The organism is Formosa sp. Hel1_31_208, assembly GCF_900104785.1.
Taxonomy (GTDB): Bacteria; Bacteroidota; Bacteroidia; order Flavobacteriales; family Flavobacteriaceae; genus Psychroserpens.
Map to the genome: position 1 here is coordinate 526,840 of NZ_LT629733.1, position 18,483 is coordinate 545,322.

The following is an 18,483-nucleotide window of genomic DNA, read 5'->3' on the forward strand; positions in this document are numbered from 1 at the left end:
TCATATGATTGTTTTAATCATATGACCCTTTACTATGTAACTGAACTTAAATATGAGAATCTTTATAGATTCAAATTCTTGTTGTCTGATAAAAAGTGTATTACAACTAATTAATTGTCGTGATTGATGACATTGTAATTATATTTACTATCCAAATTTTACTGTAAATGTTAAAAAGCTACCTTAAACGTCTTTGCATATTTGCTCTTGTTCTGATTAGCTCTTCTTGTAGTGAAGATGACAATTATGTGCCTGTGGTTATTGAAGTGAACAATGATACCGTGGAAGTGTCCCAGAACAGTTCAATTACTATAGATGTTCTTGCTAATGATACGAATGTTCCAGAAAATGGCAGCCTTTTGGCTTCTAACTCAGAAAATGGTACAACCGAAGTTTTAGATCCAAACAACACCCCAAATAATCCGACAGATGATGTTGTAATTTATATACCAAATTCAGGTTATGTAGGTAACGATTCATTTCAATATAACATATGTGATACTAATAACAATTGTGGCACAGGAACGGTATCTGTTTTGGTAACCCCTGTTTCTCCGGTAAGTTTAGATCTTGAAAACATGCCTTATACAACACTATCGGAATATAATTTTTTCGAAGGTGAATTGAAACAATTAGACCCTGTATTCGGTGTGCTTCCTTATGATTTAAACTCTCCTCTTTTTAGTGATTACGCTCACAAAAAACGTTTTGTATGGATGCCTGAAGGAACTAAAGCGAACTATAATAGTGATTTTACACCTCTTGATTTTCCCCTTGGATCTGTATTAATTAAGAACTTTTATTATGATAATGTCCAACCTACAAATACCACAAGAATTATTGAGACACGTTTAATGTATATGACTGAAGATGGCTGGGAGTTTGCAAAGTACGTATGGAATAACGAACAAACTGAGGCTACATTTTCAAACGAAGGAAGTTTTACTAATGTCGAATGGATAGAGGACGGTCAAACCAATACTGTAAATTATAGAATCCCGTCAAGAAACGAGTGTTTTACATGTCATAATAAATTTGGGACACCAGTCCCAATCGGACCAAAACCACAAAATTTAAATAGAGATTTAACTTACCCTGAAGGCAATACAAATCAATTACAAAAATGGATTAATGTTGGGTACTTGCAAGACAACTTGCCTTCATCAATTGAAAGTACTGTAAAATGGGATGATGAAACTCAAGATTTAGAATTGAGAGTGCGATCATATCTAGATATCAATTGTGCGCATTGTCATTCTGAAGAAAGTTATTGTGAATACAGACCAATGCGATTTGGATTTAACGAAAATGGAGATGACACCAATAAAGGCGTTTGTGTTGAGCCAGATACTCAAATTGCTGGAACATCATTTATCGTGACTCCGGGAAACATAGACACCTCAGTACTTCGTTTTAGAATTAACTCTATTGAAGAACAGAATAGAATGCCAATTATTGGAAGAACTTTAAAACACGAAGAAGGTGTTAGATTAATTGAAGAATGGATTAATTCTCTTAGTGGAGAATGTGAATAAAATAAATAACAAAACATCATGAAGTCAAAATTACTATTATTAACAATTCTATCTCTAGCATTTTGCATACAGTCTTTTGGACAACCTGCTAATGATAATGTCAGTGGCGCAATTCCAATCACTCCTTCTCCTGAAGGCACAGGTTGTACTTCGGCTACGTTTAACTTGCCTTTTTCTACCGATGGCACTACCGATAGTGGTGTGCAGGGCGGGTGCAGGTTATCTGGACTTGATCAATTTTTTACATGGACAGCCACCGAAACTGGTTTGTATTTCTCATCACAAAGCCCTGGTAATCCTGGTTTAGTAGTTTGGGATGCAACTGGAACAATAGAAATTGCATGTACCGATACATTTGCAACCACAACTATTAGCGGCTGGAATGTTGGTGATAATCTTATCTTACAAATCTATGATTTCGAGGGCACAGCACTTTCAGACGTAGCTTTTTGTTTAGAAGCCATAGACTATATAGTACCTCCGCCAGTTCCTGTTACATTTACATCTTCAACTTCTGGAACATCTGGTCAATATAAAATAGGTGCTTTCGATATGAATGGTGACTTTTTAGACGACTTGGTTTCTATTTCATCAGACAATGTCAATATTAGAGAACAGCTTCCTGCAGGTGGCTTTACAACAAAAAATATTCCTACATCAAATGCTGACTATGTTCCAACCTGGAGCTTAGCTGCAGCAGATTACGACCGAAATGGGTATACAGACTTATTATATGGAAATGGGTCTGGTGTCACTTTTATGAGAGCCAATAACACGGGTACAGGATTTACTGAAATTTCTGGTCCAGAATATGTGTTTTCTCAAAGGTCGAATTTTATAGACATCAATAATGATGGAAACCTCGATGCCTTTGTATGTCATGATGTAGCACCAAATGTTTACTACCTTAATGATGGTAGTGGAAATTTAACCTTTAATCAAGGTGGATTAGGCGATTATCCTTCAGGCGGAAATTACGGTTCTATTTGGATTGACTATGATAACGATAGAGATATGGACATGTTTATTGCGAAGTGTGGAGGAGAAACTGCACGAAGAATAAATCAAATGTTTACTAACGATGGAAATGAAAATTATACTGAAAACGCTGCTGCAATTGGTTTAGCCGATGATATGCAAACCTGGTCGGCCGCTTGGGGTGATTTCGATGGTGATGGTGATATGGATGTATTTGTTGGTGCAAGTTCGGGACCTCATAAATTGATGATTAACAATAACGGGGTTTTTGCTGATGTCACTGGGGCTTCCGGAATAAGTGCTCTTACTAGTAATTCTACGGAAACAGTTACTTTCGATTTTGATAATGATGGGAATCTAGATTTAGTGTCGGGAGGTAATATTTTATTTGGAAAAGGAGATATGACTTTTGATGTGTATCCTGGTGTTTTTCCGGGCTCTGGTGCTTATGGTGATTTAAATAATGACGGCTATATTGATGCTTTTAATTCTGGAAGCATTTTTATCAATAATGCTGAAAGTAATAATAATTGGATTAAAGTTCACACGATTGGAACCATTAGCAATATCAATGGAATTGGAGCTCGAGTAGAGGTTCATACTAATGCTGGCATCAAAATTAGAGATGTAAAAAGTGGTGATGGTTTTAGATACATGAATTCTTTAAATACTCATATTGGTATAGGTACCGAAACCACAATTAACTCTGTTGTTATTTACTGGCCATCTGGTACTATAGATACGATATCAAATCCTGATATTAATGATACACTCGAAGTTGTTGAAGGGGCAACTCTTAGCTTAGAAAATTCTTTAACAGATAAGCTAATCATTTATCCAAATCCCGTGAAAGACATTTTAAATGTTGAGTTTCTAGAATTAAATGCTTCAACAATATATACAATCTTCGATATTACAGGTAAACGGGTGTTGAATTCTAAACTACAATCCACGACTATTGATGTCTCAAATCTTAGTCCAGGAAATTATATATTACGCATCGTTTCGGGCACTTCGATACAAAGTCAGAAGTTTATCAAAAACTAAATAAAAAAGCCTCTAAAGTAATAAATTAGAGGCTTTTTTATTACTTTTATGCACTTTCTTGAATTTTTAAGCTAAATCTATGAAAAAAATTACTTTATTGCTTTTTGTATTAAGCGCTTTCTGTGGTTTTTCACAAACACTAAATCAACCTGCTAACTGGCCTAATAATAATTGGTCTATTACAGGTAACTATATAGCAACATCAGATGCCTTTGAAGCGAATCCAACTGTGGATAACAGCTTTGCTTTTGACGACGATGATGCCGGAAACAATCATGCAGATACCATCGCGGCAGAATCTCCAACTATAAACCTAACAGCAGCTTCTGCCTCTGGAGAAAACTGGATTAGTGTGGGATCTAGCTATGTTTTTCATTCACTTGGAGGATTATTGCAATTGCAATATTGGGATGCTGATGCAAATAATTGGATTGTTTGGGGGTCAACCCTTTCGGGGACAACAACTAATGTTAACGATAATTTTTGCTCGGGAAATCCTGTAGGATTTACATCTGACATTTTAGATATTTCATCCTTTAGTGCAAACCAATTAACAAATTTTAGATATAGAATTTCATATGATGATTCACCCGTAGGTGGATTTTGGGATTGGGGATTTTGTTTTCAGTCTCCAACAATAAGCTCACAAACAGCTCCAGCCTGTCCTAATATTACAAGCCTCTCTGCTTCTAATGTAAATATGGATTCCGTTGAGCTATATTGGCAAGCTGGAAGTAGCGAAACAAGTTGGGAAGTTGTTTTACAAAGTCCTGGCCTAGGTATCCCTAGTGGTTCTGGAACAGCAACCTCATCTAATAACCCATATTCAATCTCTAGTTTAACTCCGGGAACATCTTACGAAGTATATGTTAGAGGTTATTGTGGTGGAACAGACTACAGTAATTGGGTTGGTCCACTTACGTTTACAACCTTATCACCAGCAAGAGTAAACTTCATCACTGAACCTATGCCGATTAGCGGTTATGATTTAACGGTTGTTGATATGAATGGTGATCACTTAGATGATATTGTTTCTGTAACCAATACCAACGTTAATATTCATTATCAATTAATGGGAGGTGGATTCAACGAAGTCAATATTACAACACCCAATGCCAATTATATGCCTACATGGAGTATGGCTGCGGCAGATTATGACAGAAATGGTTATACGGATTTGCTTTATGGAAATGGCTCAGGTGTCACTTTTATGAGAGCAAATAATACAGGTACCGGATTTACTGAAAGCTCTGGTTCACAATACGTATTTTCTCAGAGATCCAATTTTGCAGACATTAATAATGATGGGCACTTAGACGCCTTTGTATGTCATGATGTTGCCCCTAACGTCTATTATATCAATGATGGTTCGGGTAACTTAACCTTCTATCAGTCAAATGTGACTGCAGGAGCTCCTGTAAACCTAGGTGATTATCCTTCTGGAGGGAATTATGGGTCTATTTGGATTGATTATGACAATGATAGAGACTTAGACATGTTTATCGCGAAATGTGGTGGTGAAACTGATAGAAGAAGAAATAATATGTTAACTAATAATGGAGATGGAACATATACTGAAAATGCTGCCGCTTTAGGATTAGATGATCCTATGCAAACATGGTCATCATCATGGGGAGATTATGATAATGATGGTGATATGGATTTATTCGTTGGTGCAAGTTCAGGAGGTCATAAATTACTAAGAAATGATGGAAGCGGAACATTCGTCGATGTCACTGCTGGAGCTAATGTGAGTTCAGCACCTACTGGTCATGAAAACGTCAGCCATGACTTTGATAATGATGGCTTTTTAGACATCGCCTGTAATGGGACAATTATGTATGGTAAAGGTGATATGACTTTTGAGGATTTAGATTCCAGTCAAATAGACTACAAAAATGGATCTTTTGGTGATCTAAATAACGATGGTTTCATTGACACCTATTACAATGGAATCTTATATAGAAATGCGACAACGCCAAACAACTGGATCAAAATAAATACCGTTGGTGTAGTAAGCAATATTGATGGTATTGGAGCAAGAGTAGAATTGTATACAAACGCTGGTGTCCAGGTTAGAGATGTTAGAAGCGGTGAAGGTTTTGAGTATATGAGTACTATGAATACACACTTTGGAATTGGGACAGAAACCACAATTAATAGTATCGTAATCTACTGGCCTTCCGGAATTATTGATACAGTCAACAATCCAACAATAAACACGCCTATTGAAGTTGTTGAAGGCGCTACACTTAGCTTGGAAAACTCATTTGTGAATGATTTGGTCATCTATCCAAACCCAACGAAAGTTTTATTAAACATCTCATCAACTGATAATTTAACTGATGCAATTTACACGATATTTGATATCAATGGAAAACGCATTATGAATGCTAAATTAACTCAGAACACAATTGATGTTAGTGAATTAACAACTGGAAATTACATTTTACGTATTGTTTCTGGAAACAGTATTAAAAGTCAAAAATTTATCAAGCAATAAACAATCTTAATGATATATTAAAAAAGCTTCTACTTCTAAATGTAGAGGCTTTTTTTGTTTATTTTTGAATCACAACTTATTAAGAGATGCGCATTATGAAAAAAACTTCATTATTACTAATTGCTATAATTGTATTTAGTGCTTGCAAAGAAGAGGTTAAAGAAAAAAACATTGACATTGTGGTTAATTATCCCGAAACTAAAAAAGTTGATACTGTAACCAATTATTTTGGTACAGATGTTAAAGACCCCTACAGATGGTTAGAAGACGATAGAAGTGATGATACAGAAGCCTGGGTGAAATCTCAAAATGAAGCTACGTATGGGTATTTAGATAACATCCCATATCGTGAAGAATTAAAAGAGCGTTTGTCTAAATTATGGAATTATGAAAAAGTAGGAGCACCATTCAAAGAAGGAGATTACACGTATTTCTATAAAAATAATGGACTGCAAAATCAATATGTAATCTATCGTTATAAAACTGGTGAAAACCCAAGTACAGCTCAAGTGTTTCTTGATCCTAACACGTTTAAAGAAGATGGAACAATCTCACTAGGAGGCGCTAGTTTCTCTAAAAACGGTAAAATTTTAGCCTATGCCATTTCTGAAGGCGGAAGTGATTGGAGGAAAATTTTAGTTATGGATACCGAAAACTTAAAAATTGTAGAAGATACCATAGTTGACATTAAATTTAGTGGAATGTCTTGGTATAAAAATGAAGGTTTTTATTACTCAAGCTATGACAAACCTGAAGGAAGTGAACTATCGGCAAAAACCGATCAACACAAGGTTTATTATCACAAACTTGGAACATCTCAAAAAGATGATCAATTAATTTTCGGAGGAATACCTTCAGAAAAACATAGGTATATTGGAGCGAGTGTAACAGAAGATGATAACTATTTATTAATCTCTGCAAGCGTATCGACCTCTGGAAACAAATTGTTCATGAAAGACTTAACGAAACCAAATAGCCCATTAGTAACCATTTTAGATGACACCGAGAGCGATACATACGTTATTGAAAACGATGGTAGTAAACTGTTTTTAGTGACCAATCTTAATGCCCCTAACAAGAAAATTGTGACCGTTGATGCCTCAAATCCAACACCTGATAAATGGGTTGATTTTATTCCTGAAACTAAGAATGTATTAAGTCCGTCAGCGGGTGGAGGTTATTTCTTTACTGAATATATGGTCGATGCTGTTTCTAAAGTAATGCAATATGACTATAACGGAAATCTTGTAAGAGAAGTAGAACTTCCAGGTATTGGTAGTGTAGGAGGTTTTGGTGCTAAAAAAGAAGACACAGACCTATATTACTCATTTACAAACTACGTCACTCCAGGAAGTATTTACAAATATGATATCAAAAATGGGACTTCAGAATTATTTAATAAACCAACCATTGATTTCAATCCAGAGGATTACGAAAGTAAACAAGTGTTTTATAATTCTAAAGACGGGACAAAGATCCCAATGATCATCACACATAAAAAAGGCTTAAAACTTAACGGAAAGAATCCAACTATTCTTTATGGTTATGGTGGGTTCAATATTAGTTTAACGCCTTCATTTAGTATCGCCAATGCGGTATGGATGGAGCAGGGCGGTATTTACGCAGTACCTAACCTTCGCGGTGGCGGTGAATATGGTAAGGCATGGCATGATGCTGGCACACAAATGAAAAAACAAAATGTGTTTGATGACTTTATTGCTGCTGGTGAATACCTTATCGAAAATAATTACACATCCAGTGATTTCTTAGCTATTAGAGGCGGTTCTAATGGAGGATTATTGGTTGGTGCAGCAATGACTCAGCGTCCAGATTTAATGAAAGTGGCACTGCCTGCTGTTGGCGTATTAGACATGCTGCGTTATCACACATTTACAGCTGGTGCTGGTTGGGCTTACGACTACGGTACATCAGAAGATAATAAAGAAATGTTTGAATATCTTAAAGGGTATTCTCCAGTTCACAATGTCAAAGAAGGTATTGAATACCCTGCGACTTTGGTAACCACTGGTGATCATGACGATCGCGTAGTACCTGCTCATAGTTTTAAATTTGCAGCCGAATTACAGGACAAACAAACGGGTAATAATCCAACATTAATTCGCATAGAGACTGATGCTGGTCATGGCGCCGGAACACCCGTTAGTAAAACCATAGAGCAATATGCAGATATTTTTGGGTTTACACTTTACAACATGGGTTTTGACGTATTACCAAGCAAAACCAAAGAAAAAATAAAAGGATAATTACTGTCTATGTATATTAAAAAGTCGCTCAAACTAGAGCGACTTTTTTTAGAGTATTTTTGCAACGCTATGCTCAATGTAAAAAACCTTAATTTCTCATATAATAAAACAGCTGTTTTAAATGACGTTTCCTTTCGCGTTCAACGAGGAGAAAACATAGCGATAATTGGCGAAAGCGGATCTGGAAAGAGTACCTTGCTCAAGGTGTTATATGGGGAATATGATCTAAATTCAGGGAGCATTCTATGGAACAACACAGAAATTCTAGGTCCGAAATATAATCTAGTTGTTGGTTATGACTTTATGAAGTATGTCGCTCAAGAATTTGATCTAATGCCCTACATTTCAGTAGAAGAAAACGTAGGTAAATTTTTGTCTAATTTCTTTCCTGAAGAAAAACAACAACGCACAGCCGAGTTACTGGAAGTCGTCGAGCTTAAAGCATTTGCAAAAACCAAGGTGAAGAACTTGTCTGGCGGACAAAAACAACGTGTCGCACTTGCCAGAGCCTTAGCGAAACAACCCGAAATCATCTTACTCGACGAGCCCTTCAGCCATATAGATAATTTTAAAAAACAGTCGCTCCGAAGAAGTGTCTTTAAATATCTAAAAACTAAAAATATCACCTGTATTGTGGCTACTCATGATAAGGATGATGTGCTAGGATTTGCTGATCATATGATAGTATTGAATAATCAGAAAATTGAAGCATATGATACTCCACAACACTTATTTAGTCATCCAAAAACACCGTTAATCGCTTCTTTTTTTGGCCAATTCAATGTGATTGATGGTATTATCGTTTATGCACATCAACTCAAATTGGTAGAACACTCTCAATTAAAAGTAAAGGTGGTCAAAAGCTATTTTAATGGCGCCACGTATTTAATTGAAGCAACTTTAAACGATGAAACTATCTTCTTTGAAAGTGATGCTGAACTTGCCAATAGTACCGCTGTTTTTTTAAAGCTTAACACATAACGTACCCAGAATATCGTCCGCAATGTGTCAGTGAAAATTGAAGAGGTAATTTTTGAAAATTGTTAAACACTTGTGGCACTCCAAATTTGGTTTTTCGGATATTTAATGCCTGATAATCCAGTTGTTCGCTCTGAGAGATTGTTCTTAACAATTTCTGTTTCAACTGGGAACTTTGTGAGGTATAGGAAGAGATTTCAGATTTAAAAATCGAACTGTATAAGGTTTTACATGATTCTGGCTGTGCAATCGTATAAACATAATCTTCAGTAATCGTTGAACGCGCATCATAGTGATTACTGTCAATTCTTACATCGCCTTTTTCTTCGGAAATGAGATTACACACCAAGCGTTTCGGATTAAAAAAAACCTCACCAAACTGCTGAACATGAACTTTATAAGCTGCTTCTTTCATACTCCATAGCAACCATACCATTTGGTGCTGATTTTCCGAAGTAAGAATTAATGCTTGTTCTTTTTGTGTAAACACTTTATCAAAAAAACGAGGTCGACGCCAATCGCATGTGTTCGACATGTGCTGTAAATCGACAATATCATTACCTATCATTTTTCAGCTAATTTCTCATTCACGATTTCCATTGCCGCCTTAACCGAAGTCATTTTTTCCATATCATCATTTTCAATTCTAACATCAAACTCATCTTCTACATCTAAAATCACATCAACAAGATTTGCTGAATTAATTTTTAAATCATTGATGAAGTCGGTGTCTTCAGATAGGTTTTGAAACGCCTCCTCATCTTGAATATAAGGTTGAACAATCGTTTTAAGTTTGGCAATAAGTTCGTCTTTGGTCATAGTTTATTTATATCTCTTAAAGATAATACATGCATTGACATCGCCAAAACCAAAACTGGCTTTTGCGGCAATGTTTATTTCAGAATTTAAAAACTGTCTCACGATTTTATCTTCGGAAATTAAGGTTGATATCTCCGAATGAATATCTTCACAATTGATATTTGGAACTATAAATTGATCCTTTAACTGAAGTACAGTTGCCACACTTTCAATACTTCCAGCTGCCGCTAAGCAATGACCAACCATAGATTTTAACGAATTAATATATGGGAAGTCTGCACCTTTTCTATTAAGTGCTGTGGTCCAATTTTCAATTTCTAAACTGTCTTTTGAAGTGGCTGTTAGATGTCCGTTAATAGTATCAATGTCTGATGCCAAAATATTAGCATTTACAATCGCATCTTTAATACAACGTTGAACAGCTTCGGGGTTTGGAGCCGTCATGGTTCCACCATCTCGTTGGCCACCTGAGTTGATGTTTCCGCCCAAAACCTCAGCATAAATTGTCGCATTTCGTTCTAATGCACTTTCCAAAGATTCCAAAACTAAAGCACCTGCACCAGCGCCTGGAACAAAACCAGAGGCACTTGCGCTCATTGGTCTCGATCCCTGTTTTGGTGAATCATTATGTTTATAAGTCATCACTCGCATGGCATCAAATCCGCCCCAGATATAAGGTCCATCGTCACTACAACTTCCAACGAGCATGCGTTTTGCCTGACCATTTTTGATGCGTTCGTAACCCATTAAAATGGCTTCGGTACCTGTGGTGCATGCTGAGGAATTAGTTGTCACTTGATTACCCAGTCCTAAAATTCCGCCTAGAAATGCGCTAATGCCGCTCGCCATAGTTTGAACGACTACAGTACTTCCTAAGCGTTTGACTTGTTTATCATCCAGCTTATAAATAGCTTCTCTAAATTTCTCTACACCAGATGTTCCTGTTCCAAATACGGTTCCGCTATCAAAATCTAATGACGTCTCTGGACCAATTGAAAATCCCGCATCTTTCCATGCATCTATTCCCGCCATACAACCATACAGAATTCCCGAACTATCGAAGCCTCTTAATTGCAAAGGGGTCAGATACTCCAGTTTTTTTTCTTCAGAAATTTGAGGGATTCCTCCTATGCAACACGAAAAATTTAAATCGGCTAATTTTTGGTGAAATGTGATTCCCGAATTTCCAGCTTTAATCGCTTTTGAAAAAGCTTCAACTCCAACACCATTTGGAGCAACAACACCTAAACCTGTTATAACAACTCTATTTTTCATGCTTTTATCATTCCTGAAATATGTCCACGACAGACCAATTCTTCTTTATCGTTAAATAATTTGACCTTACATTTTAACTTATTAAATCTGAAGACCTCTTTTTCTGAAACAACCGTGACTTTCTCACCTGGATAAACTGGTAAAAAGAAATCTACATGGCTAGAAGTTAAAGCAATTTGTAGTGCATTGTCATTTGTAATTTGATCTTTCAGCATATAAATCCCTAAACACACCAATCCAATTTGTGCCATACATTCTGTGAGTATTACACCAGGAGTAACTGCATTGTCTTTGAAATGGCCATGATAAAAATACTCATCTGGTTTAAATGTATAGTTCCCTGTTACGTTTTCAGCAGAAATCTTAGTTAAATCATCAACAAACAGAAATGGCGGCTGATATGGCAATAGGGTTTTTATTTGGTTTGATGTCATTTGTTAACTTATATGTTCGCCTCCGTCTACAGGAATTACACAACCATTGATCCAACCCGCTTCATCTTTACTTAACAAGTAAACCACGTTGGCCACATCTTCAGGTAGTGTTAATCGTTTATTCGGATTTCGTTTTAACGTATGTTCTATCATTTTATCGCTACCTGGAATCATACGCAAAGAAGCTGTATCTGTTACTCCGGCTTGGATACAATTGGCTTTTATTCCATAAGGAGCAAACTCTAGAGCAATATTTCTAGTGATGGCTTCTAAGGTTGCTTTAGCGGCTGATACAGCTGCATAATTCTTCCATGCTTTAGTGTTTCCTTCGCTTGTAAAGCTTATAATCCTGGCATCTTCAGTAAATAATTTAGCTTGAAAAATTGCTTTAGCCCAATCATATAAGCTAATCGCCATCGCATGTATTGTCAAACTAAAATCATCGGTTTTCAATGTTGGGTTTTCATCATCTAACATGGGCTTTAGATTGCCTTTAGCGACACTATGCACTAAGGTTCTAATTCCAGCTCCTTCATTCAAGGTGATTTTCAATTCTGAAATAATCTGTTCACGTTTTTCAGCTTTAAACGCATCTACATTATAGGCTTTAAACTGCACACCTGTCGTCTTAATAATTTTAAATTCTTCGTTAATTTGCGCTTCTTGCGATCTAGAATTTCGGTGTATAATACAGATATTCATGCCGTGTAGTGCCAATTTTTTAGCAGTGGCTAAACCTAATCCACTAGAACCTCCCAATACGAGTGCCCAATAGCCCTTATTTTGAAATTCATTTACCATTCTAATAATATACGTTGTGCTGAAAATCCAGGTCCAAAACTTAGCATTAGTCCTTTTTCTCCTTTTTTTAATTGCTTATCCATAAACCGCTCTAACACATATAACACTGTTGCGCTACTCATATTGCCATATAATTTAAGAACTTCTTTTGTGTCATCAATATTCTTGCCAAGAGATCCAAATAAGTCTTCAACGGTTTGAACGATTTTCTTACCTCCAGGATGAAAAATTAAATGATCAATAGCTTCAATTGTCATCCCATTTCGTTCTAAAAATGGGTGGACTATTTTAGGGAAATGTGCCGATATGGTTTCTGGAACGGCCTTATCTAAAATCATTTGTAAACCTGTATTCACCAATTTAAAGCCCATCATGGTTTCAGCATCATAGAAATGATACATGGCCTCATCTAAAATTTTAGGGCCTACTTCGTCTTCATAAGAGGATAAAATCACACTTGCTGCACCATCTCCAAAAATAGCAGCACTTACAATATTCACCATAGAATAATCATCAAGTTGAAAGGTTGCTGTTGGTGATTCAACCGCAATTACTGCCGCACGTTTATTAGGATTCGCTTTTAAAAAGTTCTTCGCATAAATAATTCCTGAAACTCCAGCCGCACAACCCATTTCTGTGACAGGTAAACGCACAATATCTTGTTTCATTTTTAAACTATTGATGAGATACGCATCCATTGACGGAATCATAATTCCGGTACAACTGACAGTTATGATATAATCAATGTCGCTGGCCGCAAGGTTGACTTTATTTAAAGCTTTCACCAAGGATTGTTCTGCTAATTTCACGACTTCTCGAGAATAGATATCGTTTTTCTCCTGGAATGATGTTTTGGTAAAAACCTCTTCAGCATCCATAATAGAATAACGTCTATCAACGCCTGCATTTTCAAAAAGTTTAATCACTTTTCGTTGAAATCTTTGGTCCTGATCAGCTAACCACAGATTTAGATAAGGCATAATATCTTTTGTTTCTCTAGTATGTTTCGGGAGTTGCTTTGCTACACTTGTTATTTTTACACTCATATATTTTTTTGATTCAATATCCATTGGAAACGGAATGCCCATTTCCATCTAATCTGATAATTGGTCTTTAATTCTTTTGAAATCGCCATTAATTCTTGTCTTTTAAATCCTCTCAATACTGATGTCAAACCATCCTCAACAATCGTTCTGTTTCTAATAGTTAGTGACAACAACTTAAATAAATAGTAGGCGAGTTTGTGGCGATGTAAATCATTTACAACGATGCCATATCGTGCTTTTTTTAATACTGGCTTCAAAAAAGACACCAATTCAACTTCTTTAAAATGATGTAAAAACAAAGTCGTTAAGACGACATCATAATCTAGTTTTTTAAACTCTTGAGAAAAAATATCAATAGTTCTAAATGTAATGTCTTCATAATCAGCTGATGATGCGATGGCGTAATCTATAGTATGTTGATTTGCATCAATACCTACTAATTGAAATTGGAATCCATTTCGTTTCCCGTAGAGTGACACCTCTCTTAGAATGTCACCTCCACCGCAGCCCAAATCTACTATGGTTATAGGTTGAGATTTATCGTGATGTAATAAGACTTTTTGAAGCCCTTTAATGGTCACTTTATTTCCACCTAACCACTGGTTAATTTTAGCTAGTTTATCTAAAGCATCATGTAGAATTGGACCACTATAATTCAAATCGTCCATAATCTCCTCTTTTTCGCTCCTATATTTTGTGCTAACTAATAAACTCATTCTACCTGCATTACTTTACCATGTGTGCGCTTTATAATATAGGGTAACACCCATGGGGTCCATTTTAATACTTGCATTAAAGCTTCTGAAAGCTTAGGTTGATTAAATATATTCGCTACTAAGCGACCTGTAGATAATCGGGATTTAAACGTCGTATTCCATTCTCTAAGATACTCTTTTTCTAGTGCTTCACGACTCATAATTTCACCATTAAACCACTTTAAAATTAATAAGGACGCCATTTGCGCGCTTTTTAGCGCCATACCCATTCCGTTACCACATAAGGGATGAATCAATGCGGCAGTATCTCCACACATGAGTATATGGTTTTCAACAGGTTTTTTATCTTCAAATGAAATTTGACTTATAGTAAGCGGCTCCTCGAAAAGCGGTGTTGTCGTGTCAAAAATGGATTTGAGGTATTGATTTTTAAATATAACATTCTGTTGAAAGTCATCAATATCTTTATACTTTTTAAATGATTTGAATGCTGTGATATAACATAAATTAATTCTATCGTCTTCTACTTTTGATACGCCGCAATAGCCTCCTTCAAAATTATGAAGAGCCACCAAATCATCTGGAAATTCTCCTTTAACATGAGTTTTCACAGCTAAATATGGCGATTTATTCTTTATAAACTGTCTATTCAGTTTAACATCCAAATTTGAACGTTTACCAAAAGCGCCAATAACAATTTTAGATGTATAGCGCCTGCGATCTTTTGTAATTACGGTAAATAAATCGTTATCAAATTGAATGTCTTCTACCAAATCCTGAATTAAAACCGCACCGCAATCTGTCGCTTTCTTAACTAATGCATGATCAATACAAAACCGACTAATCCCAAAGCCACCAAGGGGTAAGGTTGCAGACACTAACTTATTATTCGTTGTAGATAGTTGAAATTTATCAATTTTTTTAGCGCCGAGATCAAACACATCGATTTCAAGAAAATTTAAATATGGTAAGACTTCATTAGAGATGTATTCTCCACAAACCTTGTGCCTTGGATAGCTGTGTTTTTCGATGACTAAAACACTCAAGTTTTCCATTGATAAATGAATAGCACTAGATAAACCAGCTAATCCACCACCAACAATAATCACATCAGGTTGTAATGTTTGCTGACTCAAGGCTCTAATTTTTAAATAGATAATTAACCCTAATCTTTACTGTATTTGACAAGATGAGACTCCCGCCTCCAACATCAAAATCTCGTCTATTTATTTCGAAATTGCTGCGTAATTTAAAACTATTAATATCGCCAATAATCTCAATAGGAATCTTCATTGCTTTAGTAATCCCTTTGATGGTAAGGTTAACTAAAGCGTCATAGGTGGTTTCAGAAACTTTTTGAAATGACGTTACTTTTAAAGTTATTTCAGGGTAGTTTTCCACATCAAAAAAATCATCTTTTAATAAATGCGCGTCGCGTTTCTTATTATCTGTATCAATCGAGCCTGTATCAACGGTCCCGTATAGTAACCAATTCGAACTATCGTCGCTGGTGAAATTAGTTGTAATTGAAGCTTTTTTGAAATAGCCATCCACATTAATACCGAGGTTTCTTATTTTGAAATCTACAGTAATTTCGGTGGTTTTAGTCTGTGCCAAGGAGGTCAACGAGACTGCTAAACTCACAATTAGCATTATAATCGAGTGTGTCTTTTTCATGTATTAAAGATACGCTGAAATTGATTAAGATTAAAACTAGATGACCTTGAGTATTTGAAAAGATTGATCTCTAAATTGAATCTTATCACCTACCGTCTTACCTAAAAGTAATTGGGCAATTGGTGTTTGGGCTGAAATGGCAAAATAACTGGCACTATCTATTTCTAATTCTCCAGCGCTTATTGCTATAAAATAATTGACTTTAGTTGTGATCACTACACTTCCCATTACAATATTTGTTGAAGTTGTATGGATATCAATTTTACGCAACGACTGATTTGTTTTCTGGATTTCTGCTAATTGTTGGCCTGCTTTTTCCCGTTCTAGCTGAATCATGGCGCGACCTGTTTCATGTTTATCCCCAGCTGAACTCTTCGTTTCCGATTGTAAGGCAGCCTGTAGTTCAGTAATCATCTTTTGAACAGCGATTAGCCGATCATCTAAAAAAAATTGGCACGCCTCAAATAATAATGGTTTTAGATTATTGCTCATTATCATCACGTTTAGGATATGTTAACGTTCCAAAATAATTCATTTGTTTTACAATCCATCCTTTTCGACCCTCAATATAAGTTGTAGTAGGGTTTGCTTTATATCTCAAAGGATTTGGCAAAATAGCCGCAATTGCAACGGCTTCATATCTTGACAAGTGACTTGCCGGTTTTTTAAACCAGTATCGTGCAGCCGCTTCTACACCATAGATTCCTGGACCCATTTCAATACTATTGAGATAGACTTCCATGATTCGTTCTTTGCTCCAAATAAGTTCTATAAGAAATGTAAAATAAGTCTCTAGACCTTTACGCAGCCAACTGCGGCCTGGCCATAAAAAAACATTTTTAGCAGTTTGTTGGCTAATTGTACTAGCGCCTTTTATAGACTTTCCTTTTTTATTATTTTCGTAAGCTTTTTCTATAGCTTTAATATCAAAACCGTGATGTTTTAAGAAAGTCTGATCTTCGCTACAAATCACTGCTAACTGCATATCTGTTGGGATTTGATCAATAGAAACCCAATTGTGTTCCCATTCTTTTTTATTGTCATCTGATTGTTCTATATTTCGAATCACCATTAAAGGCGTTATAGGCACCGGAGCCCATTTAAAAACTACTACGAGGAGTATTGACGCTATAAAAACCCAAAATAGTGTTTTGAACAGCAATTTAAGTATGCCTCGAATAATTTTCATTGTATGACTAAATTGGCTAAATCTTTACCCACTAAACTACCAATAGCAACTCCCATGCCACCCAAACGAACCCCACAATAGACGTGATTACTTAAGTGTTTTACAATAGGGTTTTTCTGTTGACCTACTCCCATTATACCACTCCATCGCTGATCAATTTCAAAAGATGTATTTGGTAGAATGGTGGTTTTTAGTAGGTCTTCTAACTTATCTTGGATTAATTGAGTTTGAATCAATTCTGTTGTTTCTTCTCCTTTAAAATCGAGATTTCTTCCACCGCCAAGGAGGATGCGATTATCAATATTTCGAAAGTAATAATAGCCTTGATCTAGGTGAAACGTCCCTTTGATTTCTAGGTTTTGAATTGGCTTTGTGATAAGTACTTGTGCTCTTGCTGGTTTTACTTCGGAAATATCTAAGGCCGAAGCAAATCCATTAGTTGCTATTAATAATTTAGAGGTTGAAAATTCAAATTGATTGGTTTTTATCTTAACGGAATTTGAATCTTCTGAAAAATGCTCAACGTTAATACTATTTAATATTTTTATTCCTGCATTCAATACCAAATGTGTCAACGACACCATCATTTTTCCGGTGTCTATTTGGCCTTCAAATTGATTAAAACTCAAAGTATCTTTACAGTTTTTAAACCCAAACCTATTTTCCTTAAAACTGAATACCTCTTGATTAAAAAGTGGTTTTAACAGGCGATTGACGCGTTGTTTTTCGGCTTGACAATGTTCATATAAATCATTGGCTTCTGAAAACAATTCGTAGCCACCTAGCTGTAAATAATCTATATTTTGATCTCCTAAAGTTTCGCGGAGCAACCGTAAGCCATCAATACGTTTTTTTACCAGCTGAAAGACTACTGATTCTGAGTGTGAATTGAGGTCGTCAATAATTTCACTGAGGCTGCCAAAACATGCAAATCCAGCGTTTTTAGTACTGGCTCCTTGTGGTAGCATCCCACGTTCTAGAACAAGAATGTTTGCTTTAGGAAAGCGCTTTTTTAACTGTAATGCACAATTTAAACCTACAATTCCACTTCCTACAATGGTATAGTCAACATTAGTAAGCCAAGATTTTATTTCCCAATAACTAAAATTCATGGTACTAATTTACTAGTTTTTCTGTTAAGGATGGAGCGATTTGTTTGAGCTCTCCCGATAGTTATCGGGAAGCGAGTAGCGAGAGCCTGACCCTTTGCCGCTTGAGCAA

General features: G+C 35.9%; 17 protein-coding genes. 5 read left to right on the top strand and 12 right to left on the bottom strand.

Annotated features, from left to right (window positions below):
* The first annotated feature begins 167 nt into the window (after positions 1 to 167).
* The 5 genes from BLT57_RS02190 to BLT57_RS02210 all read left to right on the top strand — a co-directional run bounded on the left by BLT57_RS02190 (position 168) and on the right by BLT57_RS02210 (position 9,308).
* On the top strand, positions 168 to 1,535 hold the full coding sequence (locus BLT57_RS02190) for an Ig-like domain-containing protein (protein ID WP_091421626.1): 1,368 nt from the start codon (positions 168 to 170) through the stop codon (positions 1,533 to 1,535).
* A gap of 18 nt (positions 1,536 to 1,553) precedes the next feature.
* A complete protein-coding gene (locus BLT57_RS02195; RefSeq protein WP_091421629.1) occupies positions 1,554 to 3,560 on the top strand; it encodes an FG-GAP-like repeat-containing protein in 2,007 nt (668 codons plus the stop codon).
* A gap of 79 nt (positions 3,561 to 3,639) precedes the next feature.
* The gene (locus tag BLT57_RS02200) at positions 3,640 to 6,063 is read left to right on the top strand and encodes an FG-GAP-like repeat-containing protein (RefSeq protein ID WP_091421633.1); all 2,424 of its coding nucleotides are present in this window, start codon (positions 3,640 to 3,642) and stop codon (positions 6,061 to 6,063) included.
* A gap of 95 nt (positions 6,064 to 6,158) precedes the next feature.
* A complete protein-coding gene (locus BLT57_RS02205) occupies positions 6,159 to 8,327 on the top strand; it encodes a prolyl oligopeptidase family protein (protein WP_091426617.1) in 2,169 nt (722 codons plus the stop codon).
* Positions 8,328 to 8,396: 69 nt separating this feature from the next.
* On the top strand, positions 8,397 to 9,308 hold the full coding sequence (locus BLT57_RS02210; protein WP_091421636.1) for an ABC transporter ATP-binding protein: 912 nt from the start codon (positions 8,397 to 8,399) through the stop codon (positions 9,306 to 9,308).
* Here the strand turns inward: BLT57_RS02210 and BLT57_RS02215 are convergent.
* From BLT57_RS02215 to BLT57_RS02270, 12 genes are read right to left on the bottom strand one after another with little or no spacing between them, the layout of a single operon-like run.
* Complete coding sequence (locus BLT57_RS02215) at positions 9,298 to 9,873, bottom strand: 4'-phosphopantetheinyl transferase superfamily protein (RefSeq protein ID WP_091421639.1); 576 nt, start codon at positions 9,871 to 9,873, stop codon at positions 9,298 to 9,300. The genes BLT57_RS02210 and BLT57_RS02215 overlap by 11 nt on opposite strands.
* On the bottom strand, positions 9,870 to 10,124 hold the full coding sequence (locus BLT57_RS02220) for an acyl carrier protein (RefSeq protein ID WP_091421642.1): 255 nt from the start codon (positions 10,122 to 10,124) through the stop codon (positions 9,870 to 9,872). The genes BLT57_RS02215 and BLT57_RS02220 overlap by 4 nt, the downstream gene beginning before the upstream one ends.
* A gap of 3 nt (positions 10,125 to 10,127) precedes the next feature.
* Complete coding sequence (locus BLT57_RS02225) at positions 10,128 to 11,399, bottom strand: beta-ketoacyl synthase (protein WP_091421645.1); 1,272 nt, start codon at positions 11,397 to 11,399, stop codon at positions 10,128 to 10,130.
* Entirely contained in the window at positions 11,396 to 11,833 is a 438-nt protein-coding gene (locus BLT57_RS02230) for a 3-hydroxyacyl-ACP dehydratase FabZ family protein (protein ID WP_091421648.1), read from the bottom strand. Before BLT57_RS02230 ends, BLT57_RS02225 begins: the two co-directional genes overlap by 4 nt.
* A 3-nt stretch (positions 11,834 to 11,836) precedes the next feature.
* Complete coding sequence (locus tag BLT57_RS02235) at positions 11,837 to 12,634, bottom strand: SDR family oxidoreductase (protein WP_091421652.1); 798 nt, start codon at positions 12,632 to 12,634, stop codon at positions 11,837 to 11,839.
* Positions 12,628 to 13,680, bottom strand: coding sequence for a type III polyketide synthase (locus BLT57_RS02240; RefSeq protein ID WP_091426619.1), 1,053 nt, complete (start codon positions 13,678 to 13,680; stop codon positions 12,628 to 12,630). The genes BLT57_RS02235 and BLT57_RS02240 overlap by 7 nt, the downstream gene beginning before the upstream one ends.
* Positions 13,677 to 14,396, bottom strand: coding sequence for a methyltransferase domain-containing protein (locus tag BLT57_RS02245; RefSeq protein WP_091421655.1), 720 nt, complete (start codon positions 14,394 to 14,396; stop codon positions 13,677 to 13,679). Before BLT57_RS02245 ends, BLT57_RS02240 begins: the two co-directional genes overlap by 4 nt.
* On the bottom strand, positions 14,393 to 15,532 hold the full coding sequence (locus BLT57_RS02250; protein ID WP_172827423.1) for an NAD(P)/FAD-dependent oxidoreductase: 1,140 nt from the start codon (positions 15,530 to 15,532) through the stop codon (positions 14,393 to 14,395). Before BLT57_RS02250 ends, BLT57_RS02245 begins: the two co-directional genes overlap by 4 nt.
* 4 nt (positions 15,533 to 15,536) lie before the next feature.
* The gene (locus BLT57_RS02255; protein WP_091421658.1) at positions 15,537 to 16,073 is read right to left on the bottom strand and encodes a YceI family protein; all 537 of its coding nucleotides are present in this window, start codon (positions 16,071 to 16,073) and stop codon (positions 15,537 to 15,539) included.
* A 36-nt stretch (positions 16,074 to 16,109) separates the two neighbouring features.
* Positions 16,110 to 16,565: a 3-oxoacyl-ACP synthase gene (locus tag BLT57_RS02260; protein ID WP_091426620.1), complete on the bottom strand. Its 456-nt coding sequence runs from the start codon at positions 16,563 to 16,565 to the stop codon at positions 16,110 to 16,112.
* Positions 16,555 to 17,256 (bottom strand): monofunctional biosynthetic peptidoglycan transglycosylase, encoded by a 702-nt coding sequence (gene mtgA, locus BLT57_RS02265; protein WP_369825403.1) that lies wholly within the window; start codon positions 17,254 to 17,256, stop codon positions 16,555 to 16,557. Before mtgA ends, BLT57_RS02260 begins: the two co-directional genes overlap by 11 nt.
* Before the next feature lie 2 nt (positions 17,257 to 17,258).
* Positions 17,259 to 18,374 (bottom strand): FAD-binding oxidoreductase, encoded by a 1,116-nt coding sequence (locus tag BLT57_RS02270; RefSeq protein ID WP_091421664.1) that lies wholly within the window; start codon positions 18,372 to 18,374, stop codon positions 17,259 to 17,261.
* Between the last annotated feature and the right edge of the window lie 109 nt (positions 18,375 to 18,483).

Excerpts from the sequence above, each read along its gene's own strand:
- BLT57_RS02205 (WP_091426617.1), top strand. The coding sequence starts at position 6,159 with ATGAAAAAAACTTCATTATTACTAATTGCTATAATTGTATTTAGTGCT.
- BLT57_RS02195 (WP_091421629.1), top strand. The coding sequence starts at position 1,554 with ATGAAGTCAAAATTACTATTATTAACAATTCTATCTCTAGCATTTTGC.
- BLT57_RS02190 (WP_091421626.1), top strand. The coding sequence starts at position 168 with ATGTTAAAAAGCTACCTTAAACGTCTTTGCATATTTGCTCTTGTTCTG.
- BLT57_RS02200 (WP_091421633.1), top strand. The coding sequence starts at position 3,640 with ATGAAAAAAATTACTTTATTGCTTTTTGTATTAAGCGCTTTCTGTGGT.
- BLT57_RS02255 (WP_091421658.1), bottom strand. The coding sequence starts at position 16,073 with ATGAAAAAGACACACTCGATTATAATGCTAATTGTGAGTTTAGCAGTC.
- BLT57_RS02240 (WP_091426619.1), bottom strand. The coding sequence starts at position 13,680 with ATGAGTGTAAAAATAACAAGTGTAGCAAAGCAACTCCCGAAACATACT.
- BLT57_RS02260 (WP_091426620.1), bottom strand. The coding sequence starts at position 16,565 with ATGAGCAATAATCTAAAACCATTATTATTTGAGGCGTGCCAATTTTTT.
- BLT57_RS02210 (WP_091421636.1), top strand. The coding sequence starts at position 8,397 with ATGCTCAATGTAAAAAACCTTAATTTCTCATATAATAAAACAGCTGTT.
- BLT57_RS02220 (WP_091421642.1), bottom strand. The coding sequence starts at position 10,124 with ATGACCAAAGACGAACTTATTGCCAAACTTAAAACGATTGTTCAACCT.
- BLT57_RS02230 (WP_091421648.1), bottom strand. The coding sequence starts at position 11,833 with ATGACATCAAACCAAATAAAAACCCTATTGCCATATCAGCCGCCATTT.
- BLT57_RS02225 (WP_091421645.1), bottom strand. The coding sequence starts at position 11,399 with ATGAAAAATAGAGTTGTTATAACAGGTTTAGGTGTTGTTGCTCCAAAT.
- BLT57_RS02235 (WP_091421652.1), bottom strand. The coding sequence starts at position 12,634 with ATGGTAAATGAATTTCAAAATAAGGGCTATTGGGCACTCGTATTGGGA.
- BLT57_RS02270 (WP_091421664.1), bottom strand. The coding sequence starts at position 18,374 with ATGAATTTTAGTTATTGGGAAATAAAATCTTGGCTTACTAATGTTGAC.
- BLT57_RS02245 (WP_091421655.1), bottom strand. The coding sequence starts at position 14,396 with ATGAGTTTATTAGTTAGCACAAAATATAGGAGCGAAAAAGAGGAGATT.
- BLT57_RS02215 (WP_091421639.1), bottom strand. The coding sequence starts at position 9,873 with ATGATAGGTAATGATATTGTCGATTTACAGCACATGTCGAACACATGC.